Here is a 17,469-nt window from a genome sequence, read left to right as displayed (position 1 = left end):
GTTGTATGGATCGGCGGTAGGGTGGCGGACATGGGACACCGTGAGGATCTGCTCGAAGGCGCCAAGCGCTGCCTGCTGGAGAAGGGGTTCCTGCGTACGACCGCGCGGGACGTCGTCAAGGAGTCGGGGACCAACCTCGCGTCGATCGGCTACCACTACGGGTCGAAGGACGCACTGCTGGCGCAGGCCTACCTCGCGCTGGTGGAGGAGATGTCGTTCGAGGGGGAGGCCGGGGTCGGTGGTGCCCCCGGTTCGCTGGAGCGCTTCCGCGCGGTGTGGTCGAACATCGTCGACTCGATGCGCAGGCCGGGGTCGCTGTGGCGGCTGAGCATGGAGATCGTGACCATGGGCGACCAACTGCCCGAGGTGCGCGACCAGTTGTCGCGTGCGCAGCGCGAGGGCGGCCGGGGCCTGGTGTCGCTGATGACGTCCGTGCCGGAGGAGGAGATCTCCGACGAGACCGCCGACACCCTGGGCCGCTTCTACATGACTCTGATGTCGGGGCTCATCTCGCAGTGGACCTTCGACCCGAAGACCGCGCCCGACGCGGAAACCCTCACCGAGGGCCTGCGGCAGATCGTCGAGGGGCTCACGGAGAACTGACCCGGCCGGCCCCCCGGCGGCCGGCCCGGTGGTCGGCCCGGACGTCGCGCAGGACCACCGCCGACGCGCCGAGCATCAGCACCGCCGTCACCGCGAACGCCCACGGGTAGCCGCTCAGCCCCGCGAGGACGCCGAAGCCCGCGGCGCCGACGCCCATGCCGCCGTCGTAGGCGAGGTTCCACAGGGCGCTGACCGTGCCGTAGGAGGAGGCGGAGACCCGGGCGTACATCAGGGCCAGGGTGGCGTTCTGGGTGATGCCGAAGCCGGCGCCGAACAGGGCGGCGCCCGCGACGACGGCGGCCGCGCTGCCCGTCGCGGCGGTGACCAGTACGCCCGTCGCCGACAGCAGCAGGCCGGGCAGGACCAGCCGGGCGCTGCCGTGCCGGTCGCCGTGGCGGCCCGCGATCCAGCGGAAGACGGTGGAGGCGGCGGGCTGCACGAACAGCGCCACGGTGACGATCCCGGCGGAGGCCCGCGGGACGGCCAGCGGCAGGAACGTGACCAGGATGCCGGCCGCCGTCGCGGTGGTGGCGAACACGATCACCGGGCGGAGCAGGGCCCCGGTGCGCAGCCCGCGCAGCACGCCCACCGGCTCCGTCGCCCGTGCCCCGCTCTCCGGCTTCGCCGCGCGGTCCGGCAGTCCCAGGACCGAGACGATCGCGGCCAGCGCCGCCGCGCCGCCGATCACGGCCACCGGCCCGTACCCGATCTGCCCGGCCAGCCAGAGCCCCAGCGGCAGCGTGACCAGCGACGGCACCCCCGAGACGACGCCCACGATCGCCAGGCCCTCGCCCCGGCGCTCCGCCGGGATCAGGGACGCGGTCAGCGCGCCGCCCGCGACGATCGTGAGCGCGAAGCCCAGACCGCGCACCAGGCACACCGCCACGATCCACGCCACGCCCTGGGAGACCGTCAGCACCACGGCCGGGGCACCGAGCAGGAAGAGCCCGGCCATCAGCGTCGCCCGGTAGCCGAAGCGGGCGACCACACGCGGGGTGACCAGCTCGCCGAGGACCGTGGCCAGCATCAGCGAGCCGGTCGCGAGGCCCGCGCCGCCTCGGCCGCCCGCCCCGGCCGCGTAGGCGGGCACCACCGACAGCAGCAGGAAGAAGCTGACGCTCGCGCCGATCATGCTCACGAAGCGCAGCAGCAGCGGCCGGGTCAGCAGCGGCGGAGCCGGAACGATCACCTGGGGAGGGCACGGGGCCGAAGTCGTCATACCGAAGACGTTAGGGACCTACCGGCTCCCCGCTAAGCTCCAATTCCATGCCAGTGCAGTGGGCCGGTTTGTCACCCGCGCTGCTCCTGACGGTCGACCGGGACAGCGGGGACCGGCTGTGCGCGCAGCTGGAGCGACAACTGCGCGACGCGATCCGCTCGGGCCGCCTGCAGGCCGGCGAACGCCTCCCCTCCTCCCGCGAACTGGCCCGCATCCTGGGCCTGTCCCGCGGCCTCGTCCAGGACTGCTACGCCCAGCTGCAGGCCGAGGGCTACCTGGTCACCCGCGTCGGCTCCGCCACGCGCGTGGCGGACTGCGCACAGCCGGCACCGCCCGCCGCGGCACCCCGGCCCGAGACACGGCCCCGCCTGATCGCCGACTTCCGGCACGGCGTTCCTGACCTGGCCTCCTTCCCGGTCCCCGACTGGCTGTGGGCGACCAGGGAAGCGGCCCGCACCCTGCCGACCGCGGAGCTCGACTACGGCGATCCGCGCGGGAGTCGGGCGCTGCGCGAGGTGGTGGCCGGATATCTGCGGCGGGTGCGCGGCGCCGCCGCCGACCCCGCCCTGACCGTCGTCTGCTCCGGTTACGCGCAGGGCCTGAGCCTCACCCTGCGGGCCCTCGCGCACCGCGGGACACGGATCGTGGCGTACGAGGATCCGGGCGGCCCGGACACCGCGCGTGCCGCCGCGGAGGCGGCGGGCCTGACGGCCGTCCCGGTGCCGGTCGACGAATCGGGCGTCGACGTACGGGCGTTGGACGCCACCGGGGCCCGCGCGGTGATCGTCACGCCCGCCCACCAGTGGCCCACGGGCGTCGTGCTGGCACCCGATCGCCGCCACGAACTGATCGCATGGGCGGCCGGGCGCGACGCGTACGTCATCGAGGACGACTACGACGCCGAGTTCCGCTACGACCGCGAACCGGTGGGCTCCCTCCAGGGGTTGGCGGCCGACCGCGTCGTCTCCGTCGGCACGGTCAGCAAGTCCCTCGCCCCCGCACTCCGCCTGGGCTGGCTGCTCTGCCCACCCGCCCTCGTCGAGCCGCTCACCGACCTCAAACGCATCGCCGACCGCGGCTCACCGGCCCTCGACCAGCTCGCCCTCGCCCGCCTCGTCGAGTCCGGCCGCTACGACCGCCACCTGCGCCGCATGCGCGCGACCTACGCGGCCCGCCGCACCGCCCTCGTCACGGCCCTCGCCCAACACGCCCCGGCGGTACGGCTGTCGGGGCTGGCGGCGGGGTTCCACGCGGTGGCGCATCTGCCCGACGGCACGGACGAGGCGACGGTCGTGGCGCAGGCCCGCGCGCGGGGAGTCGGCCTCTACGGCATGAGCGACTGCCGCACCTCCAAGTCCGCGCTCCCGCCCCAACTGGTCCTGGGCTTCGGCAATGTGACGGAGCGTGCGATCAGCGAAGGGATCGCGGCGGTCGCCGATCTGCTGGGTGGTGAACCCTAGTCACAGCCGCGGGGTGGTGAACCCCAGTCACAGCCGCGCCCCCTTCAACGCCATGTGCAGCAGCAGCCGGTCCTCGCCGTCGTCCAGGTCGAGGCCGGTCAGTTGTTCCACGCGGGAGAGGCGGTAGTAGAGGGTCTGGCGGTGGATGCCCAGTTCGGCGGCGGTGCGCGTGGCCTGGCCCGCGCAGTCGAGGTAGATCTCGGCGGTGCGGGCGAGTTCGCGGTGGGCGGGGGAGAGGAGCAGGTCGACCGCCGGATCGTGGGCCACCTCCGGCGGCAGTGCGGTCAGCAGCCGGAACGGGCCGATGCGCGTCCACTCCGCGACCGGGCCGAGCCGGGGTTCCGCGAGCGCGGCCCGCGCGGCCGCCAGGGCCTCGCGCCAGGCCGTCGCCAGTTCCGCGAGACCGGTGCGCGCGGGGGCGACGCCGGAGGCCGCGGTGGCGCCGCGGTCCAGCTGCCGCGCCCGCTCCAGCAGCCGTCCCGCCGCCGTGACCGCCGGGGTCAGCACGTCCGCCGAGCGCAGCCGGACCAGCAGGGCGAGGGACTGGGAGGCCGCACCCCACGGCACCGTGCACAGCGCCGTCGCGCCCGGCACCGTACGGACCGAGGGGGCGTCGTCCGGGTCGGCGGACGGCCAGGGGGCCACGCAGACCACGGTGTGCAGGGCGTCCGCGCGCGGGCCCAGCGCGGTGCGCAGCTCCGCCACCGCCATGTCCTGCTGCCAGCCGCGCTCGGCGGTGAGCACGGCGCGCAGCTCCCGGGTGAGATCGGCGCCGTGCTGGGCCTCGTCCGCGAGCAGCGCGCCGATGCGGACCGTCACGTCCATGGCCGCGGTCAGCTGCCGCTCGGTCGGGCCCGGCTCGGACTCCAGCAGCCAGACGTAGCCGAGGACGACCCCCCGATGGCGTACCGGAAGGCAGATGCGTCCCCGGTACACGCCCGCCTCGGGCGTGCGCGGGATACGGACCGGGCCCGTCGCCCGGGTGATGCCGAAGCCCTCGAACCAGGTGCGGACGGCGGAGGTGGAGCGCCGGGTGAGGATCGAGCGGGTGCGCACCGGGTCCAGGGCCGAGGCGTCGAGGTCGCCCTCGCTGTCGTAGGCACCGAAGGCGATCAGCTCGAAGTCCCGGCTCTCCAGGGTCGCGGGAGCCCCGAGGAGTTCCGAGATCTCGTCGACCAGTTCCTGGTAGTCGCCTTTGTAGTCCGCCGTCACAGGGGCATTCTCCCGCATTTCCGCAGGCGCCTCATACATCTGTCTGAGATCTGCGGCACGGATGCGTGACAGCTGTCGATGGCCGACGATCGGGGGGATCCTTAGGTTTCACGGTGGTTCTATCTGCTGGTTTGTGGAGGTGCCCCGTGCTGGGTCCCGTGATTCTTGCCGCGTCGCGCAGCGACCGGATGCGACGCCTGATCTCGGCGGCCCCGGTGACCAAGCAGGTCGTCGACCGCTTCATCCCCGGTGAGGCCGTCGACGACATCGTGCCGATCATCAAGGACCTCACGGGCAAGGACCTGGAGCTGACGATGGACGTCGTCGGCGAGGACATCACCACCCCCGAGCAGTCCCACGCCGCCCGCGACGCCTACCTGGCGCTCATCGACCGGCTGGCGGTGCTGGACCTGGGGGAGCAGGTCGAGATGTCCGTGAAGCTGTCCATGTTCGGCCAGGCGCTGGACGGCGGCCACGACCTGGCCCTCGCCAACGTCCGCCAGGTCGTCGTGGCGGCCGCCGCCATCGGTACGACGGTCACGCTCGACGCCGAGGACCACACCACCCTCGACTCGATGTTCGCCATCCACGAGGAGCTGCGGAAGGACTTCCCGCAGACCGGCTGCGTCATCCAGGCCTACCTCTTCCGCACCGAGGCCGACGCCCGCCGGCTCGCCGCGGCCGGCAGCCGGGTGCGGCTGGTGAAGGGCGCGTACAAGGAGCCCGCCGAGGTCGCTCACCAGAACAAGCACGAGATCGACAAGGCGTACGTCCGCATCCTGAAGATCCTGATGGACGGCGAGGGGTACCCGATGGTCGGCTCCCACGACCCGCGCCTGATCTCCATCGCCCAGGAACTCGCCCACCGCGCCGGACGCAAGCCCGACGAGTACGAGTTCCAGATGCTCTACGGCATCCGCGGCGACGAGCACCTGCGCCTGGCCGCCGAGGGCCACCGCATGCGCGTCTACACCGCCTACGGCACCGACTGGTACGGCTACTTCATGCGACGCCTGGCGGAGAAGCCCGCCAACCTGCGCTTCTTCCTCCGCAGCATGATCAGCAAGGGCTGAAGCCCGACAGGCCCCCCTCAAGCCTCAACACCCGCTCACGTACAAGGAGTTACGGATCCCATGGACGCTGTGACCCAGGTCCCCACCCCCGTCAACGAGCCGGTGCACGGCTACGCCCCCGGCTCGCCCGAGCGCGCCCGGCTGGAGGCCAAGCTCAAGGAGCTGGCCGAGAACCCGGTCGACCTGCCGATGACCATCGGCGGCGAGAAGCGCCTCGGCGGCGGCGAACCCTTCCAGGTGGTCCAGCCGCACAACCACAAGTCCGTCATCGGCACCGGCCGGCACGCCACCCAGCAGGACGCGCGGGACGCCATCGACGCGGCCCTCGCCGCCGCGCCCGCCTGGCGCGCGATGTCCTTCGACGACCGCGCCGCGATCATCCTGCGCGCCGCCGAGCTGCTGTCCGGCCCGTGGCGCGAGACCATCGCCGCGTCCACCATGCTCGGCCAGTCCAAGACCGCCCAGCAGGCCGAGATCGACAGCCCGTGCGAGCTGATCGACTTCTGGCGGTTCAACGTCCACTACGCCCGCGGCATCCTGGCCGAGCAGCCCCCGGCCAACTCCCCGGGCGTGTGGAACCGCATGGACCACCGCCCGCTGGAGGGCTTCGTCTACGCGATCACCCCCTTCAACTTCAGCGCGATCGCGGCCAACCTGCCGACCGCCCCCGCCCTGATGGGCAACGTGGTCGTCTGGAAGCCGTCCCCGACCCAGACGCACGCGGCCGTCCTGCTGATGCAGCTCCTGGAGGAGGCGGGCCTGCCCAAGGGCGTCATCAACCTCGTCACGGGTGACGGCATCGAGGTCTCCAAGGTGGCGCTGGAGCACCGCGACCTCGCGGGCATCCACTTCACGGGCTCGACCAAGACCTTCCAGTACCTGTGGAAGACGGTCGGCAACAACATCGAGAAGTACCGCACCTACCCGCGCCTGGTCGGCGAGACCGGCGGCAAGGACTTCCTGGTCGCGCACCCGAGCGCCGACCGCGCGGTCCTCAAGACCGCCCTGACCCGCGGCGCCTTCGAGTACCAGGGCCAGAAGTGCAGCGCGACCTCCCGCGCCTACATCCCGGCGTCCATCTGGAACTCCGGCTTCAAGGAGGAGTTCGCGGCCGAGGTCGACCACCTGACCATGGGTGACGTCACCGACCTGTCGAACTTCCTCGGCGCCGTGATCGACGAGCGCGCCTTCGCCAAGAACAAGGCAGCGATCGACCGCGCCAAGTCCGACCCGTCCTGCACGATCGTCGCGGGCGGCTCCTACGACGACTCGGTCGGCTGGTTCGTCCGCCCGACCGTCGTCGAGTGCGACGACCCCGACAACGAGGTCTTCCGCACCGAGTACTTCGGCCCGTTCCTCGCCGTGCACGTCTACGAGGACGACCGGTACGAGGAGATGCTGACCCAGATGGAGTCGGTCTCCGACTACGCGCTGACGGGCTCGGTCATCGCGGGCGACCGCGCGGCGGCGGCCTACACGATGGAGAAGCTGCGCTACGCGGCCGGCAACTTCTACATCAACGACAAGTCCACCGGCGCCGTCGTCGGCCAGCAGCCCTTCGGCGGCGGCCGTGCCTCCGGCACCAACGACAAGGCCGGCGCCCCGCAGAACCTGCTGCGCTGGACGCTGACCCGCGCCATCAAGGAGACCCTGGTCCCGCCGACGGACTACGCGTACCCGCACATGGGCTGACCTCCGCGAACACACGAACGGGCCGGATCCCCCGATCCGGCCCGTTCGCATACCCCGGCGGGCTCAGCCCGGCAGGACCGACACGAGCCTGCCCTTCGCCCGACCCGCCTCGCCCCTCTCATGGGCCTTGGCCGCGTCGGCGAACGGCAGCGCCGCCTCGACATGGACACGGATGCGGCCGTCCGCCGGCAGCGCGGCGAGCTTGGCGAGGCGCTCCCCGGAGGGCCTCACCCGGGTCGCCGAGGGTGCTCAGGGTGCGCGGGGTGCGCGGGCCGTATCCCCGCCGATCGGATCGAGGGCGGCGTCGATGTCGTGCACGGCCCCGGTGAAGGCGCCGGCCGCGTTGTCGACCGGCTCGTCGGCGCCCAGGTTGCGCAGGACGCCCTGACGGTCCGCGCGGACGGTCGCCACGACGTACGCGCCCTCCGCCTTGGCGGGCTGCACCACGGCGCTGGGTCATCAGCCGCGTAACCCCCCGGCAGGGCCACCCGCAAAAGTCCAGGTCAGCGTGGGGTGGCCCAATTCGCCGTCTCAGATAGTAGGAAGTCCGAGTAATTGTGGAGACAGACCGGGGCCGCTCCCTTACTTTTGTAGAAGCCGAACGTCTCGCTCGACCAAGCGAATGGCGGTCGTGAGCCGGGCCCCGTGCAGGCAACCCCTGCGGCACCGCTCCCCGCCACCACCCGGCGTCTCGTAACCCCTTTTTCCGCACTCCCGGATGTCGAAGGAGTCGATTTCCCATGGCCGAGACGACCGCCCGCCGCCGCCGTCACCTCTCCCGTACGAGCGAGTCCGACCGCAAGAACGCCGCCGCGGCCCTCCAGCGCGCCCTGGACCGCAGGGACAACGGCGGCTCCACGGGCCACTGAGCACCAGCGATCCGCGATCCGCGATCCGCGATTGCGAGGTAGCCATCCGCGATCCACGAGGTGCGGCGAGGACTTGCTAGGGGCCGGGCTGATGTCCGTATCGCGGACATGGCGTGTCATCCCATGGGACGAGGAGTAGGGTCCCCTCCATGTCGGCAAGTTCTCGCAGCATCGATCTCGCAGTGATCCCGGGTGACGGCATCGGCCAGGAGGTCGTGGCCGAAGGCCTGAAGGTCCTCTCCGCCGTCCTCCCGCAGGATGTGAAGCTGGAGACCAAGGAGTACGACTTCGGCGCCCGGCGCTACCACGCCACCGGTGAGACCCTCACCGACGCCGACCTCGACGCGCTCAAGCGGCACGACGCGATCCTGCTCGGCGCGATCGGCGACCCGTCGGTCCCGTCCGGCGTGCTGGAGCGCGGCTTCCTGCTCAAGCTGCGCTTCGCCTTCGACCACCACGTCAACCTGCGTCCGTCGAAGCTGCTCCCGGGCGTGGCCACCCCGCTCGCCGGTGAGCCGAGCATCGACTTCGTCGTGGTCCGCGAGGGCACCGAGGGCCCGTACACCGGCAACGGCGGCACCATCCGCAAGGGCACCGAGCACGAGGTCGCCACCGAGGTCTCCGTCAACACGGCCTTCGGGGTCGAGCGCGTCGTCCGCGACGCCTTCGCTCGCGCCCAGGCCCGCCCGCGCAAGAAGCTCGCGCTGATCCACAAGAACAACGTGCTGGCCTTCGCGGGTCACCTGTGGACGAACGTCTTCAACAGGGTGGCCGCGGAGTTCCCCGACGTCACCACCGAGTACATGCACGTGGACGCGGCGACCATCTACCTGGTCACCCAGCCCGAGCGGTTCGACGTGATCGTCACCGACAACCTCTTCGGCGACATCATCACCGACCTCGCCGCGGCCGTCTCCGGCGGCATCGGCGTCGCGGCCTCCGGCAACATCAACCCGAGCCGCGAGTTCCCGTCGATGTTCGAGCCGGTCCATGGCTCGGCCCCGGACATCGCCGGCCAGGGCAAGGCCGACCCCACCGCCACGGTCCTGTCCGTCGCCCTGCTCCTGCGCCACCTCGGCCACGAGGCCGAGGCCGCCCGGATCGACGAGGCGGTCTCCGCCGACCTCGCCGAGCGCACCGGCAAGCCCGCCCGCAGCACGTCGGAGATCGGCGACGCGCTGGCCGTACGAGTAGCCGGCTGACCCGGGCTCACTCGAAACCTTTCGAAGCCGCCGGGTCGCATCCGCACCCGGCGGCTTTCGCTCTGTCCCCGCCGGGTGCCACCATCATCCCCTGGGCCGCATTTCACGCCGTTTCGTCCACGTGCTCCGCCTTGCGATAATCGAACGCGGAGCCGCGGAATGAGGCAATGCTCGGACGTCCTACTACTGGTCACGGTCAGTACGGCGTGAGCGCGGCCCGTCACACACAACCGGTGAAGGACAACCACTCATGACGACGCCCACGATCGAGCTCAAGCCCTCCGCCAGCCCGCTCGCCGCCGCCGAGCGCGCGGCGATCCTGGAGAACCCCGGGTTCGGCCGCCACTTCACCGACCACATGGTGACGATCAAGTGGACGGAGGGCCGCGGCTGGCACGACGGTCAGCTCGTCCCGTACGCCCCGCTCTCCATCGACCCCGCCACGATGGTCCTGCACTACGCGCAGGAGATCTTCGAGGGCCTCAAGGCCTACCGCCAGCCCGACGGCACGGTCGCCACCTTCCGTCCCGAGATGAACGCCCGCCGCTTCCAGCGCTCGGCGCACCGGCTCGGCATGCCCGAGCTGCCGGTCGAGACGTTCATCGAGGCCTGCGACGTGCTGGTCCAGCAGGACAAGGACTGGGTGCCCGCGCACGGCGGCGAGGAGTCGCTCTATCTGCGCCCGTTCATGATCGCGACCGAGGTCGGCCTCGGGGTCAGGCCCGCGGGCGAGTACCTCTTCCTGGTCATCGCCTCCCCGGCCGGTGCCTACTTCCCGGGCGGTGTCAGGCCGGTCTCCATCTGGCTCTCCGAGGACCGTGTGCGCGCCGTCCCCGGCGGCATGGGCGACGCCAAGACCGGCGGCAACTACGCCGCCTCCCTGCTCGCCCAGGCCGAGGCCGCCGCCAAGGGCTGCGACCAGGTCTGCTACCTCGACGCGGTCGAGCACAAGTGGGTCGAGGAACTCGGCGGCATGAACCTGTACTTCGTCTACGGCGACAAGATCATCACGCCCACCCTCACCGGTTCCATCCTGGAGGGCGTCACCCGCGACAGCCTCCTCACCGTCGCCCGCGACCTCGGCTACGAGTCCGAGGAGGGCCGCGTCTCCATCGACCAGTGGCAGCGCGACGCCGAGAACGGCACCCTCACCGAGGTCTTCGCCTGCGGCACCGCCGCCGTCATCACCCCGGTCGGCACGGTCAAGCGCGCGAACGCCGAATGGCAGCAGTCGGGCGGCGAGCCCGGCAAGGTCACGGTCACCCTCCGCGAGGCCCTGCTGAACATCCAGCGCGGCACGGCGAAGGACGACCACGGGTGGATGCACCCGCTCGGCTGAGCCCAACCCTCTCCAACCTCCGCGCCACGGCCGGTAGTTCGTTCGACGAGTAGTGCCTCCCCCAGGCGGGTATCCACTGATTCCGCGGGGGAGCGCGCTGCCCCGTGCGCGGATCCGGCCGGGGGAGGGAGTACGGGTGAACGGGCGGACGCCTACGTCGAGGCCGCGCTGGCTGATCCGTGCGTTACGCACCCCACGCCGCCCCCAGAGCCTCACGGTGCTCGCCCTGCTGGCGGGGTGCGCCGGGATGCTGCTGTGGTTCGCCGCGCGCATGGAGAACTACGGCGAGAACCTCACCCTCAACCTGGGCACCGATCTCGTCGGCGTCGTCATCACCGTGTTCGTGATCGGCCCGCTCATCTCCCGCGCCCAGGAGGGCCGGGTCCGCGAACACACCCGGCTCGACTACGAGTGGTTCAGCGCCCAGGTCTACGGGTCGACCTCGAACGTGAAGGTGCTCGACACCTTCTCCAACCTGTTCGGCCCGCAGTACTCCGACCGCCTCTTCCGCGGCGTCAAGGCCGCCACCGCGCACGGTGCCCGGGTGCAGATCCTGCTCCTCGACCCCGACTCCCTCGCCGCCATCCTGCGCGGCCGTGAACTCGGCGAGCAGAGCGACGACATCCGCCGCGACATCCTGCGCAACCTGCGGACACTCAGCCAGTTCGCGCGCCGCCTCGACGACAACTCCAGCCAGTTCCTGGAGGTCCGGCTCTGTTCGACCTCACCGGGTGTGACGCTCTACCGCTGGGACGAGCGCTCCCTCGTCTCCTTCCTCACGGTCGGCCGGCTCTCCGGCGAGGGAGTCCAGCTCGAAGTCGCCGTACGCTCTCCGCTCGGCGCCTTCGTCGAGCAGAGGTTCGACGAGCTGTGGCAGCAGAGCAAGCCCATGGACCGGTTCACCCATCTGCCGGTCACGCTGGTCGACGCGACCGACGGCCGCCGCGAGTTCAGCTGTCGCTTCGTCCACGTCGACGACTGCCTGTACGTCGCCGGACACGACCTCGTGTCGTACATGGCGCGCCATCGCCTCGACCAACTCTCCGCGTACAGCGATGCCTTGCATGTGCAGGACGCCCACGAGCTGATCGTCGTCGACGACGAGAGCGAGCTGCACGAGGTGCTGAGGCAGAACTTCGCAGAGAAGTACGATGCGTCGGCGGCCGCCTTCGTCGAGTTGCGGCCGCAGGTCCCGGTCACGGAATAGGTCCTGGTCACGGAATAGAGGCCTTGCCACACATGAGTTCAGCGCTCCACCTCGCTCATCACGCGAGCCCGCGTTTTCGCGCTTTCACGCCCCGTGACCTGGACGGTCTGCTGCAGCGCGTCTCCCTGCCCGACACCGAGCGGCTCGCCCTGCGGGCCGTCTCGTCGGTGCTGCCGTTCCGTACGAACTCCTACGTCGTCGACGAGCTGATCGACTGGGCGGCGGTCCCCGAGGACCCGATCTTCCGGCTGACCTTCCCGCAGACCGGCATGTTGCCCGCGCCCGATCTGCGGCAGATGGCCGACCTGCTGGTCCGGGAGGCGCCGCGCGCCGAGATCCAGCGCGCCGCGCACGAGATCCGGATGAGGCTCAATCCGCACCCCTCCGGCCAGCTCGACGCCAACGTCCCCGTGCACGAAGGGCAGCGGCTCACCGGGCTCCAGCACAAGTACCCGGAAACGGTGCTGATCTTCCCGCGCCAGGGCCAGACCTGCCACGCCTACTGCACCTACTGCTTCCGCTGGCCGCAGTTCGTCGGCGAGTCCGAACTGCGCATCGCCACCGACGACATCGCGACCACGTCCGCCTATCTGCGCGCCCACCCCGAGGTCACCAGCACCTTGATCACGGGCGGCGACCCGCTGGTGATGAGCACGGAGGTACTACGGCGTTACGTGGAGCCGCTGTTGAAGATCGACACCGTGCGCTCCATCCGCATCGGCACCAAGTCGCTCGCCTTCTGGCCGTACCGCTTCACGACCGACCGCGACGCCGACGACCTGCTGCGGCTGTTCGAGCAGGTCGTGGCGAGCGGCCGCCATCTCGCGCTGATGGCCCACTTCACGCATCCGCAGGAGCTGCGGCCGCCAGTCGTGCGGGAGGCCATGCGCCGGGTCCGCGACTCCGGGGCCGTGATCCGCTGCCAGGGTCCGCTGGTGGCCGGCATCAACGACAGCGCCGAGGCGTGGGCCGAGCTGTGGGACGTGACGACCACGCTGGGGGCAGTCCCGTACTACCAGTTCGTGGAGCGGGACACCGGGCCGCAGGGGTACTTCGGGGTCCCGCTGTTCCGGGGCCACCAGATCTTCCGTGACGCCTACTCCCGTGTTTCGGGCCTTGCCCGCACCGTCCGGGGACCGGTGATGTCCGCGATGCCGGGCAAGGTGTGCGTGGACGGTGTCGCGGAGGTGGCCGGTGAGAAGGTCTTCGTGCTGCATCTGATCCAGGCCCGTGATCCCGGCCTCGTCGACCGGCCGTTCTTCGCGGCGTACGACGAAGGGGCCACGTGGTTCACGGATCTGAAGCCGGCGTTCGGCTCGGCGGAGTTCCTGCCGGGGCTGGAGCCGGGGTGAGCCGGGGGGTGTCGGGGGTGGCCCTACTGGGGGGCTGCGCCCCCCAGGCCCCCCGCTTCGGCCTGAACGGCCTCGTCCTCAAGCGCCGGACGGGCTGAGAGGGCCGGACCCGGCTGAGGATGCGCCCGGGGGTGCAGCAACAGGTACGTCGCGCCGCCCGCCAGCCCCGACAGCACGAAGCTGCAGTCCACCCCGCCCGTCAGTGACAGCAGCGGGCCCTCGTACGACGGCAGGGACACCGCGAGCAGGCCGATCGCCGCGCCCACTGCCCACGACACCGTCGCCGGGATGTTCCAGCCCGCGCGGTACCAGTAAACGCCGCCCCGTGAGCGGCGGTTGAAGACCTGGAGGGCGTCCGCGTCGTACACGCCTCGGCAGCGGGCGAAGCCGATGAGGGTGATGACGGCCCAGGGGGTGCCGATCGCGGTGAGGAGGAGGACGAAGGACGTCATGGCGTCCTGGGTGCTGGAGTAGTAGTGGCCGGTGAAGACGCAGACCGTGGCGACGACGGCGACCGTGTAGGTGGCGCGGGCGCGGGAGGCGCGGGGCAGGATGGCGTCCAGGTCGAGGCCCATGGAGTAGAGCATCAGGCCCGCGTTGCCGACCGACCCTGCGGAGGCCGACAGGAGCAGCGGGATCAGGTACCAGGTGGGGGACGCCGAGACCAGCGGGCCCGCGTAGTCCGCCGACGCGCGGGCCGCGAACGCCGTGAAGGTGCCGAAGAGTTGGGGCACCAGCAGGCCGAGGATCAGACCGAGCCAGGTCGCGTGCAGGACGCGGCGAGAGGAGTGGCGGGCCGGGGAGATGTAGCGGGTGTAGTCGCCGAGCAGGGTGATGAAGGCGATGGGTCCCGACAGCCCCGCCGCCACCGTGGCCAAAAACCACGTCGGCCAGAAGCCGCCCAGCAGATAGCCGCCCGCTCCGGGCAGCGCCGCAGCCGTGAAGTGCGGGGCGTACGCGACGATTCCGAGCACCAGCAGGGCCGTCATGCCGATCGCCAGGACGCGGGACATGGCGAGCAGTACGCGATAGCCGTACACCGCGCCCGCGACCGTCGCCGCCGCGAGCAGTCCGTAGACGACGCCGTAGGAGAGGCCGTCGGCCGGCAGGCCGACGAGGCGGCCCAGTGCGCCGACCATCACGTCCCCGCCGATCCACACGGTCAGCGCGGTGTAGCCGAGGGCCAGCAGCAGGCCGACGACCGAGCCGACCAGCCGGCCGCGGACACCGAACTGCGCGCCGGAGGAGGTGGACAGGTTGGTCGCCGTGCGCAGGGAGATCAGGGCCAGCGGCGCCGTCAGCGCCGTACCGGCCACCGTGCCCACGACGATCGAGCTCAGCGAGCCCCACCAGTCGAGACCGAAGGACGGCGGCAGCCAGCCGAAGATGATCACGCCCAGACAGAGGTTGGAACCCAGCAGGATCGACACGAGATCGCGTGGACCGCTGGTGCGTTCCTCGTCCGGGATGGTGTCGACGCCGCGCTGTTCCATCGGCATGGCTGGTCTCCTTCGATCGGCCGCCTCGGCAGGTTCGAGCAAGGTGAAGCAAGTCGGAGCAAGTTAGAGCGACGTTCAATGTGACGCCTTGAGGATCAGGCGTCAATGCCTGAGGGCTTGCGGATTTATTGTTTAGAGTGTTGTTCTAAGTCAGGGAAGGCAAGGAGGTGTCGCTGCGTGAGACTGACCCCCACGGAACGTGACCGGCTGCTGCTCTTCGGAGCCGCCGAGCTGGCCCGTGCCCGCCGCGCCCGCGGGCTGCGGCTCAACGTCCCCGAGGCGACCGCGCTCATCGCGGACACCGTCTGCGAGGCCGCCCGCGACGGCGCCCGGCTCGCCGAGGCCGTCGAGCGTGCCCGGTCCGTCCTCGGTCCGTCCGACGTGCTGCCCGGCGTCGCGGACGTGGTCACCGAGGTGCATGTCGAGGCCGTCTTCGACGACGGCTCACGGCTCGCCGTGGTGAGCGACCCGATCGGCGGCGGGCTCGGCGACGAGGCGCCGGGGGCGCTGTTGCCGGGACTGCCGCACGCCGAACCCGAGCCGGTACTGCGGCTGACGGTCACCAACACCGCCACCGTGCCCGTCTCCGTCACCTCCCACTTCCACTTCTTCGAGGCCAACCCGCGCCTCGACTTCCCGCGCGCCGACGCCTACGGCATGAGGCTCGCGGTGCCCGCCGGTTCGTCGGTGCGCTTCGGTCCGGGGGAGTCCGCGGAGGTCGGCCTCGTGCCCATCGGCGGCGCCCGCGTCGCCATCGGGTTCGCCGGCCTCGTCGACGGACCGCTGGACGCGCCCGGCGCCCGCGAGGAGGCGCTGCGCCGCGCCGCCGCGTGCGGCTATCTCGGCGTACCGCACACGCCCGACAAGGAGGCCGGGCGATGAGCCGTCCCGGAGGACACCCCGCCGAGGCCCGCCGCCTCACCCCCCACGAGTACGCGGCCACGCACGGGCCCCGGGCCGGCGACCGCATCCGCCTGGGCGACTCCGGTCTGACGGTCCGGGTCGAGTCCGACGCGCAGGCGTACGGGGACGAGTTCCTGGCCGGCTTCGGCAAGACCGCCCGCGACGGGCTGCACCTCAAGGCGGCGGCCGTCCGCGACACCTGCGACGTCGTGATCAGCAACGTCGTCGTGATCGACGCCGTGCAGGGGATCCGGAAGGTGTCGATCGGCATCCGTGAGGGGCGGATCTGCGCGATCGGACGGGCCGGGAACCCCGACACCCTCGGCGGGGTCGACGTCGTGGTCGGCACGGGTACGTCGATCGTGTCCGGCGAGGGGCTGATCGCCACCGCCGGTGCTGTCGACACCCACGTGCATCTGCTGTCGCCGCGCATCATGGAGGCATCGCTCGCCTCCGGCGTGACGACGATCATCGGGCAGGAGTTCGGCCCGGTGTGGGGCGTCGGCGTCAACTCGCCCTGGGCGCTGCGGCACGCGTTCGGCGCCTTCGACGCCTGGCCGGTCAACATCGGCTTTTTGGGCCGGGGTTCGTCGTCCGGCGAGGCCCCGCTGATCGAGGCGCTGGCCGAGGGCGGCGCGAGCGGCTTCAAGGTGCACGAGGACATGGGCGCCCACAGCCGGGCGCTGGACACGGCGCTGCGGGTCGCCGAGGAGTACGACGTCCAAGTCGCCCTGCACAGCGACGGGTTGAACGAGTGCCTGTCGGTCGAGGACACCCTGAAGGTGCTGGAGGGGCGCACCATCCACGCCTTCCACATCGAGGGCTGCGGCGGCGGGCACGTCCCGAACGTCCTGAGGATGGCGGGCGTGCCGAACGTCATCGGCTCCTCCACCAACCCCACCCTGCCCTTCGGCCGGGACGCGGTCGCCGAGCACTACGGCATGATCGTCTCCGTCCACGACCTGAAGACCGACCTGCCCGGCGACGCCGCCATGGCCCGTGACCGCATCCGCGCCGGAACGATGGGCGCCGAGGACGTACTGCACGACCTGGGCGCGATCGGCATCACCTCCTCCGACGCGCAGGGCATGGGGCGGGCCGGCGAGACGGTCCGCCGTACGTTCGCCATGGCCGGGAAGATGAAGGCCGAGTTCGGCGCCCCGGACGAGCACGACAACGAGCGCGTCCTGCGCTACATCGCCAAGCTGACCGTCAACCCCGCCATCGCCCACGGCCTCGCGCACGAGGTGGGCTCCATCGAGACCGGGAAGCTGGCCGACATCGTGCTGTGGCGGCCGGAGTACTTCGGCGCCAAGCCGCAGCTCGTCCTCAAGTCCGGCTTTCCGGCCTACGGCGTGACCGGCGACCCGAACGCGGCCACCGACACCTGCGAACCCCTGGTCCTCGGGCCGCAGTTCGGCGCGCACGGCGCCACGCCCGCCGAGATCTCCGTGGCCTTCGTCGCGCAGGCCGCCCTCGACCAGGGAGGCGACACCATGCCGACGCGCAGAAGAAGGGTCGCCGTGCGCGGCACCCGCGGTATCGGCCCCGCCGACCTGCGCCTCAACTCCCGTACCGGAGCGGTGGACGTCGACGGGCGCACGGGCCTGGTCACCCTCGACGGCGAGCCGATCCGCTCGCAGCCCGCCGACTCGGTCTCCCTCAACCGCCTGTACTTCCTCTGACCCCCTGCCGACCGACCCCCTGCCGACTGCCCCCGGCCGATCGACCCTCTGCCGACCGACTTCCTGCCGACTGACTTCCTGCCGACTGCCCCCGCCGATCGACCCTCTGCCGGCTGCCCGCCCGGCCGACTGACCCTCTGCCGATCGACCCTCT

General features: G+C 71.4%; 16 protein-coding genes. 11 read left to right on the top strand and 5 right to left on the bottom strand.

The genetic code is table 11. The features are described 5' to 3' along the window. The first annotated feature begins 30 nt into the window (after positions 1-30). Complete coding sequence (locus tag JYK17_RS24480; RefSeq protein WP_222811183.1) at positions 31-603, top strand: TetR/AcrR family transcriptional regulator; 573 nt, start codon at positions 31-33, stop codon at positions 601-603. Here JYK17_RS24480 and JYK17_RS24475 read toward each other — a convergent pair. Further along, on the bottom strand, positions 590-1,822 hold the full coding sequence (locus tag JYK17_RS24475; RefSeq protein WP_222811182.1) for an MFS transporter: 1,233 nt from the start codon (positions 1,820-1,822) through the stop codon (positions 590-592). The genes JYK17_RS24480 and JYK17_RS24475 overlap by 14 nt on opposite strands. A 47-nt stretch (positions 1,823-1,869) precedes the next feature. On the opposite strand from JYK17_RS24475, the gene pdxR reads away from it, so the two are divergent. Further along, positions 1,870-3,282: a MocR-like pyridoxine biosynthesis transcription factor PdxR gene (gene pdxR, locus JYK17_RS24470; RefSeq protein ID WP_222811181.1), complete on the top strand. Its 1,413-nt coding sequence runs from the start codon at positions 1,870-1,872 to the stop codon at positions 3,280-3,282. A gap of 27 nt (positions 3,283-3,309) precedes the next feature. Here the strand turns inward: pdxR and JYK17_RS24465 are convergent, their stop codons facing one another. Next, a complete protein-coding gene (locus tag JYK17_RS24465; RefSeq protein ID WP_181362646.1) occupies positions 3,310-4,512 on the bottom strand; it encodes a PucR family transcriptional regulator in 1,203 nt (400 codons plus the stop codon). Positions 4,513-4,640: 128 nt separating this feature from the next. Here JYK17_RS24465 and JYK17_RS24460 point away from each other — a divergent pair, with 128 nt between their 5' ends. Together JYK17_RS24460 and pruA are read left to right on the top strand one after the other, a co-directional pair. Then, positions 4,641-5,567 (top strand): proline dehydrogenase family protein, encoded by a 927-nt coding sequence (locus tag JYK17_RS24460; protein WP_222811180.1) that lies wholly within the window; start codon positions 4,641-4,643, stop codon positions 5,565-5,567. A gap of 60 nt (positions 5,568-5,627) precedes the next feature. Beyond that, the gene (gene pruA / locus JYK17_RS24455) at positions 5,628-7,259 is read left to right on the top strand and encodes an L-glutamate gamma-semialdehyde dehydrogenase (RefSeq protein ID WP_108015487.1); all 1,632 of its coding nucleotides are present in this window, start codon (positions 5,628-5,630) and stop codon (positions 7,257-7,259) included. Between the two features lie 63 nt (positions 7,260-7,322). On the opposite strand, the gene JYK17_RS24450 is transcribed toward pruA, so the two are convergent. Continuing rightward, positions 7,323-7,490, bottom strand: a complete 168-nt coding sequence (locus tag JYK17_RS24450; protein ID WP_108015486.1) for a zinc-binding dehydrogenase — start codon at positions 7,488-7,490, stop codon at positions 7,323-7,325. Between the two features lie 18 nt (positions 7,491-7,508). Then, positions 7,509-7,706 carry a hypothetical protein gene (locus tag JYK17_RS24445; RefSeq protein WP_222811179.1) on the bottom strand — a complete coding sequence of 66 codons (198 nt, stop codon included), beginning with the start codon at positions 7,704-7,706 and terminating at the stop codon, positions 7,509-7,511. A gap of 293 nt (positions 7,707-7,999) precedes the next feature. On the opposite strand from JYK17_RS24445, the gene JYK17_RS40660 reads away from it, so the two are divergent. From JYK17_RS40660 to JYK17_RS24425, 5 genes are all read left to right on the top strand, one after another. Then, positions 8,000-8,128 (top strand): hypothetical protein, encoded by a 129-nt coding sequence (locus tag JYK17_RS40660; protein WP_016432484.1) that lies wholly within the window; start codon positions 8,000-8,002, stop codon positions 8,126-8,128. Positions 8,129-8,277: 149 nt separating this feature from the next. After that, positions 8,278-9,330 (top strand): 3-isopropylmalate dehydrogenase, encoded by a 1,053-nt coding sequence (locus JYK17_RS24440; RefSeq protein WP_128801853.1) that lies wholly within the window; start codon positions 8,278-8,280, stop codon positions 9,328-9,330. A gap of 250 nt (positions 9,331-9,580) precedes the next feature. Further along, complete coding sequence (locus tag JYK17_RS24435) at positions 9,581-10,669, top strand: branched-chain amino acid aminotransferase (RefSeq protein WP_108015483.1); 1,089 nt, start codon at positions 9,581-9,583, stop codon at positions 10,667-10,669. 136 nt (positions 10,670-10,805) lie between these two features. Continuing rightward, positions 10,806-11,876, top strand: a complete 1,071-nt coding sequence (locus JYK17_RS24430) for a hypothetical protein (RefSeq protein ID WP_128801852.1) — start codon at positions 10,806-10,808, stop codon at positions 11,874-11,876. A 32-nt stretch (positions 11,877-11,908) separates the two neighbouring features. Beyond that, on the top strand, positions 11,909-13,228 hold the full coding sequence (locus JYK17_RS24425; protein WP_108015481.1) for a KamA family radical SAM protein: 1,320 nt from the start codon (positions 11,909-11,911) through the stop codon (positions 13,226-13,228). 23 nt (positions 13,229-13,251) lie between these two features. On the opposite strand, the gene JYK17_RS24420 is transcribed toward JYK17_RS24425, so the two are convergent. Beyond that, complete coding sequence (locus tag JYK17_RS24420; RefSeq protein ID WP_222811178.1) at positions 13,252-14,727, bottom strand: cytosine permease; 1,476 nt, start codon at positions 14,725-14,727, stop codon at positions 13,252-13,254. A gap of 177 nt (positions 14,728-14,904) precedes the next feature. Here JYK17_RS24420 and ureA point away from each other — a divergent pair, with 177 nt between their 5' ends. Beyond that, positions 14,905-15,609, top strand: a complete 705-nt coding sequence (gene ureA / locus JYK17_RS24415) for an urease subunit gamma (RefSeq protein ID WP_222811177.1) — start codon at positions 14,905-14,907, stop codon at positions 15,607-15,609. Beyond that, on the top strand, positions 15,606-17,315 hold the full coding sequence (locus tag JYK17_RS24410; RefSeq protein ID WP_108015479.1) for an urease subunit alpha: 1,710 nt from the start codon (positions 15,606-15,608) through the stop codon (positions 17,313-17,315). Before ureA ends, JYK17_RS24410 begins: the two co-directional genes overlap by 4 nt. Positions 17,316-17,469: the final 154 nt, after the last annotated feature.

Origin of the sequence: Streptomyces plumbidurans (assembly GCF_019857225.1) — a bacterium.
Classification (GTDB): Bacteria; Actinomycetota; Actinomycetes; order Streptomycetales; family Streptomycetaceae; genus Streptomyces; species Streptomyces plumbidurans.
Note: the sequence above shows the minus strand (reverse complement) of the source record. Positions and strands in the feature narration are given on the sequence as shown.

Excerpts from the sequence above, each read along its gene's own strand:
- JYK17_RS24435 (WP_108015483.1), top strand. The coding sequence starts at position 9,581 with ATGACGACGCCCACGATCGAGCTCAAGCCCTCCGCCAGCCCGCTCGCC.
- JYK17_RS24475 (WP_222811182.1), bottom strand. The coding sequence starts at position 1,822 with ATGACGACTTCGGCCCCGTGCCCTCCCCAGGTGATCGTTCCGGCTCCG.
- JYK17_RS24420 (WP_222811178.1), bottom strand. The coding sequence starts at position 14,727 with ATGCCGATGGAACAGCGCGGCGTCGACACCATCCCGGACGAGGAACGC.
- JYK17_RS24465 (WP_181362646.1), bottom strand. The coding sequence starts at position 4,512 with ATGCGGGAGAATGCCCCTGTGACGGCGGACTACAAAGGCGACTACCAG.
- JYK17_RS24480 (WP_222811183.1), top strand. The coding sequence starts at position 31 with ATGGGACACCGTGAGGATCTGCTCGAAGGCGCCAAGCGCTGCCTGCTG.
- JYK17_RS40660 (WP_016432484.1), top strand. The coding sequence starts at position 8,000 with ATGGCCGAGACGACCGCCCGCCGCCGCCGTCACCTCTCCCGTACGAGC.
- JYK17_RS24440 (WP_128801853.1), top strand. The coding sequence starts at position 8,278 with ATGTCGGCAAGTTCTCGCAGCATCGATCTCGCAGTGATCCCGGGTGAC.
- pruA (WP_108015487.1), top strand. The coding sequence starts at position 5,628 with ATGGACGCTGTGACCCAGGTCCCCACCCCCGTCAACGAGCCGGTGCAC.
- JYK17_RS24410 (WP_108015479.1), top strand. The coding sequence starts at position 15,606 with ATGAGCCGTCCCGGAGGACACCCCGCCGAGGCCCGCCGCCTCACCCCC.
- pdxR (WP_222811181.1), top strand. The coding sequence starts at position 1,870 with ATGCCAGTGCAGTGGGCCGGTTTGTCACCCGCGCTGCTCCTGACGGTC.
- JYK17_RS24425 (WP_108015481.1), top strand. The coding sequence starts at position 11,909 with ATGAGTTCAGCGCTCCACCTCGCTCATCACGCGAGCCCGCGTTTTCGC.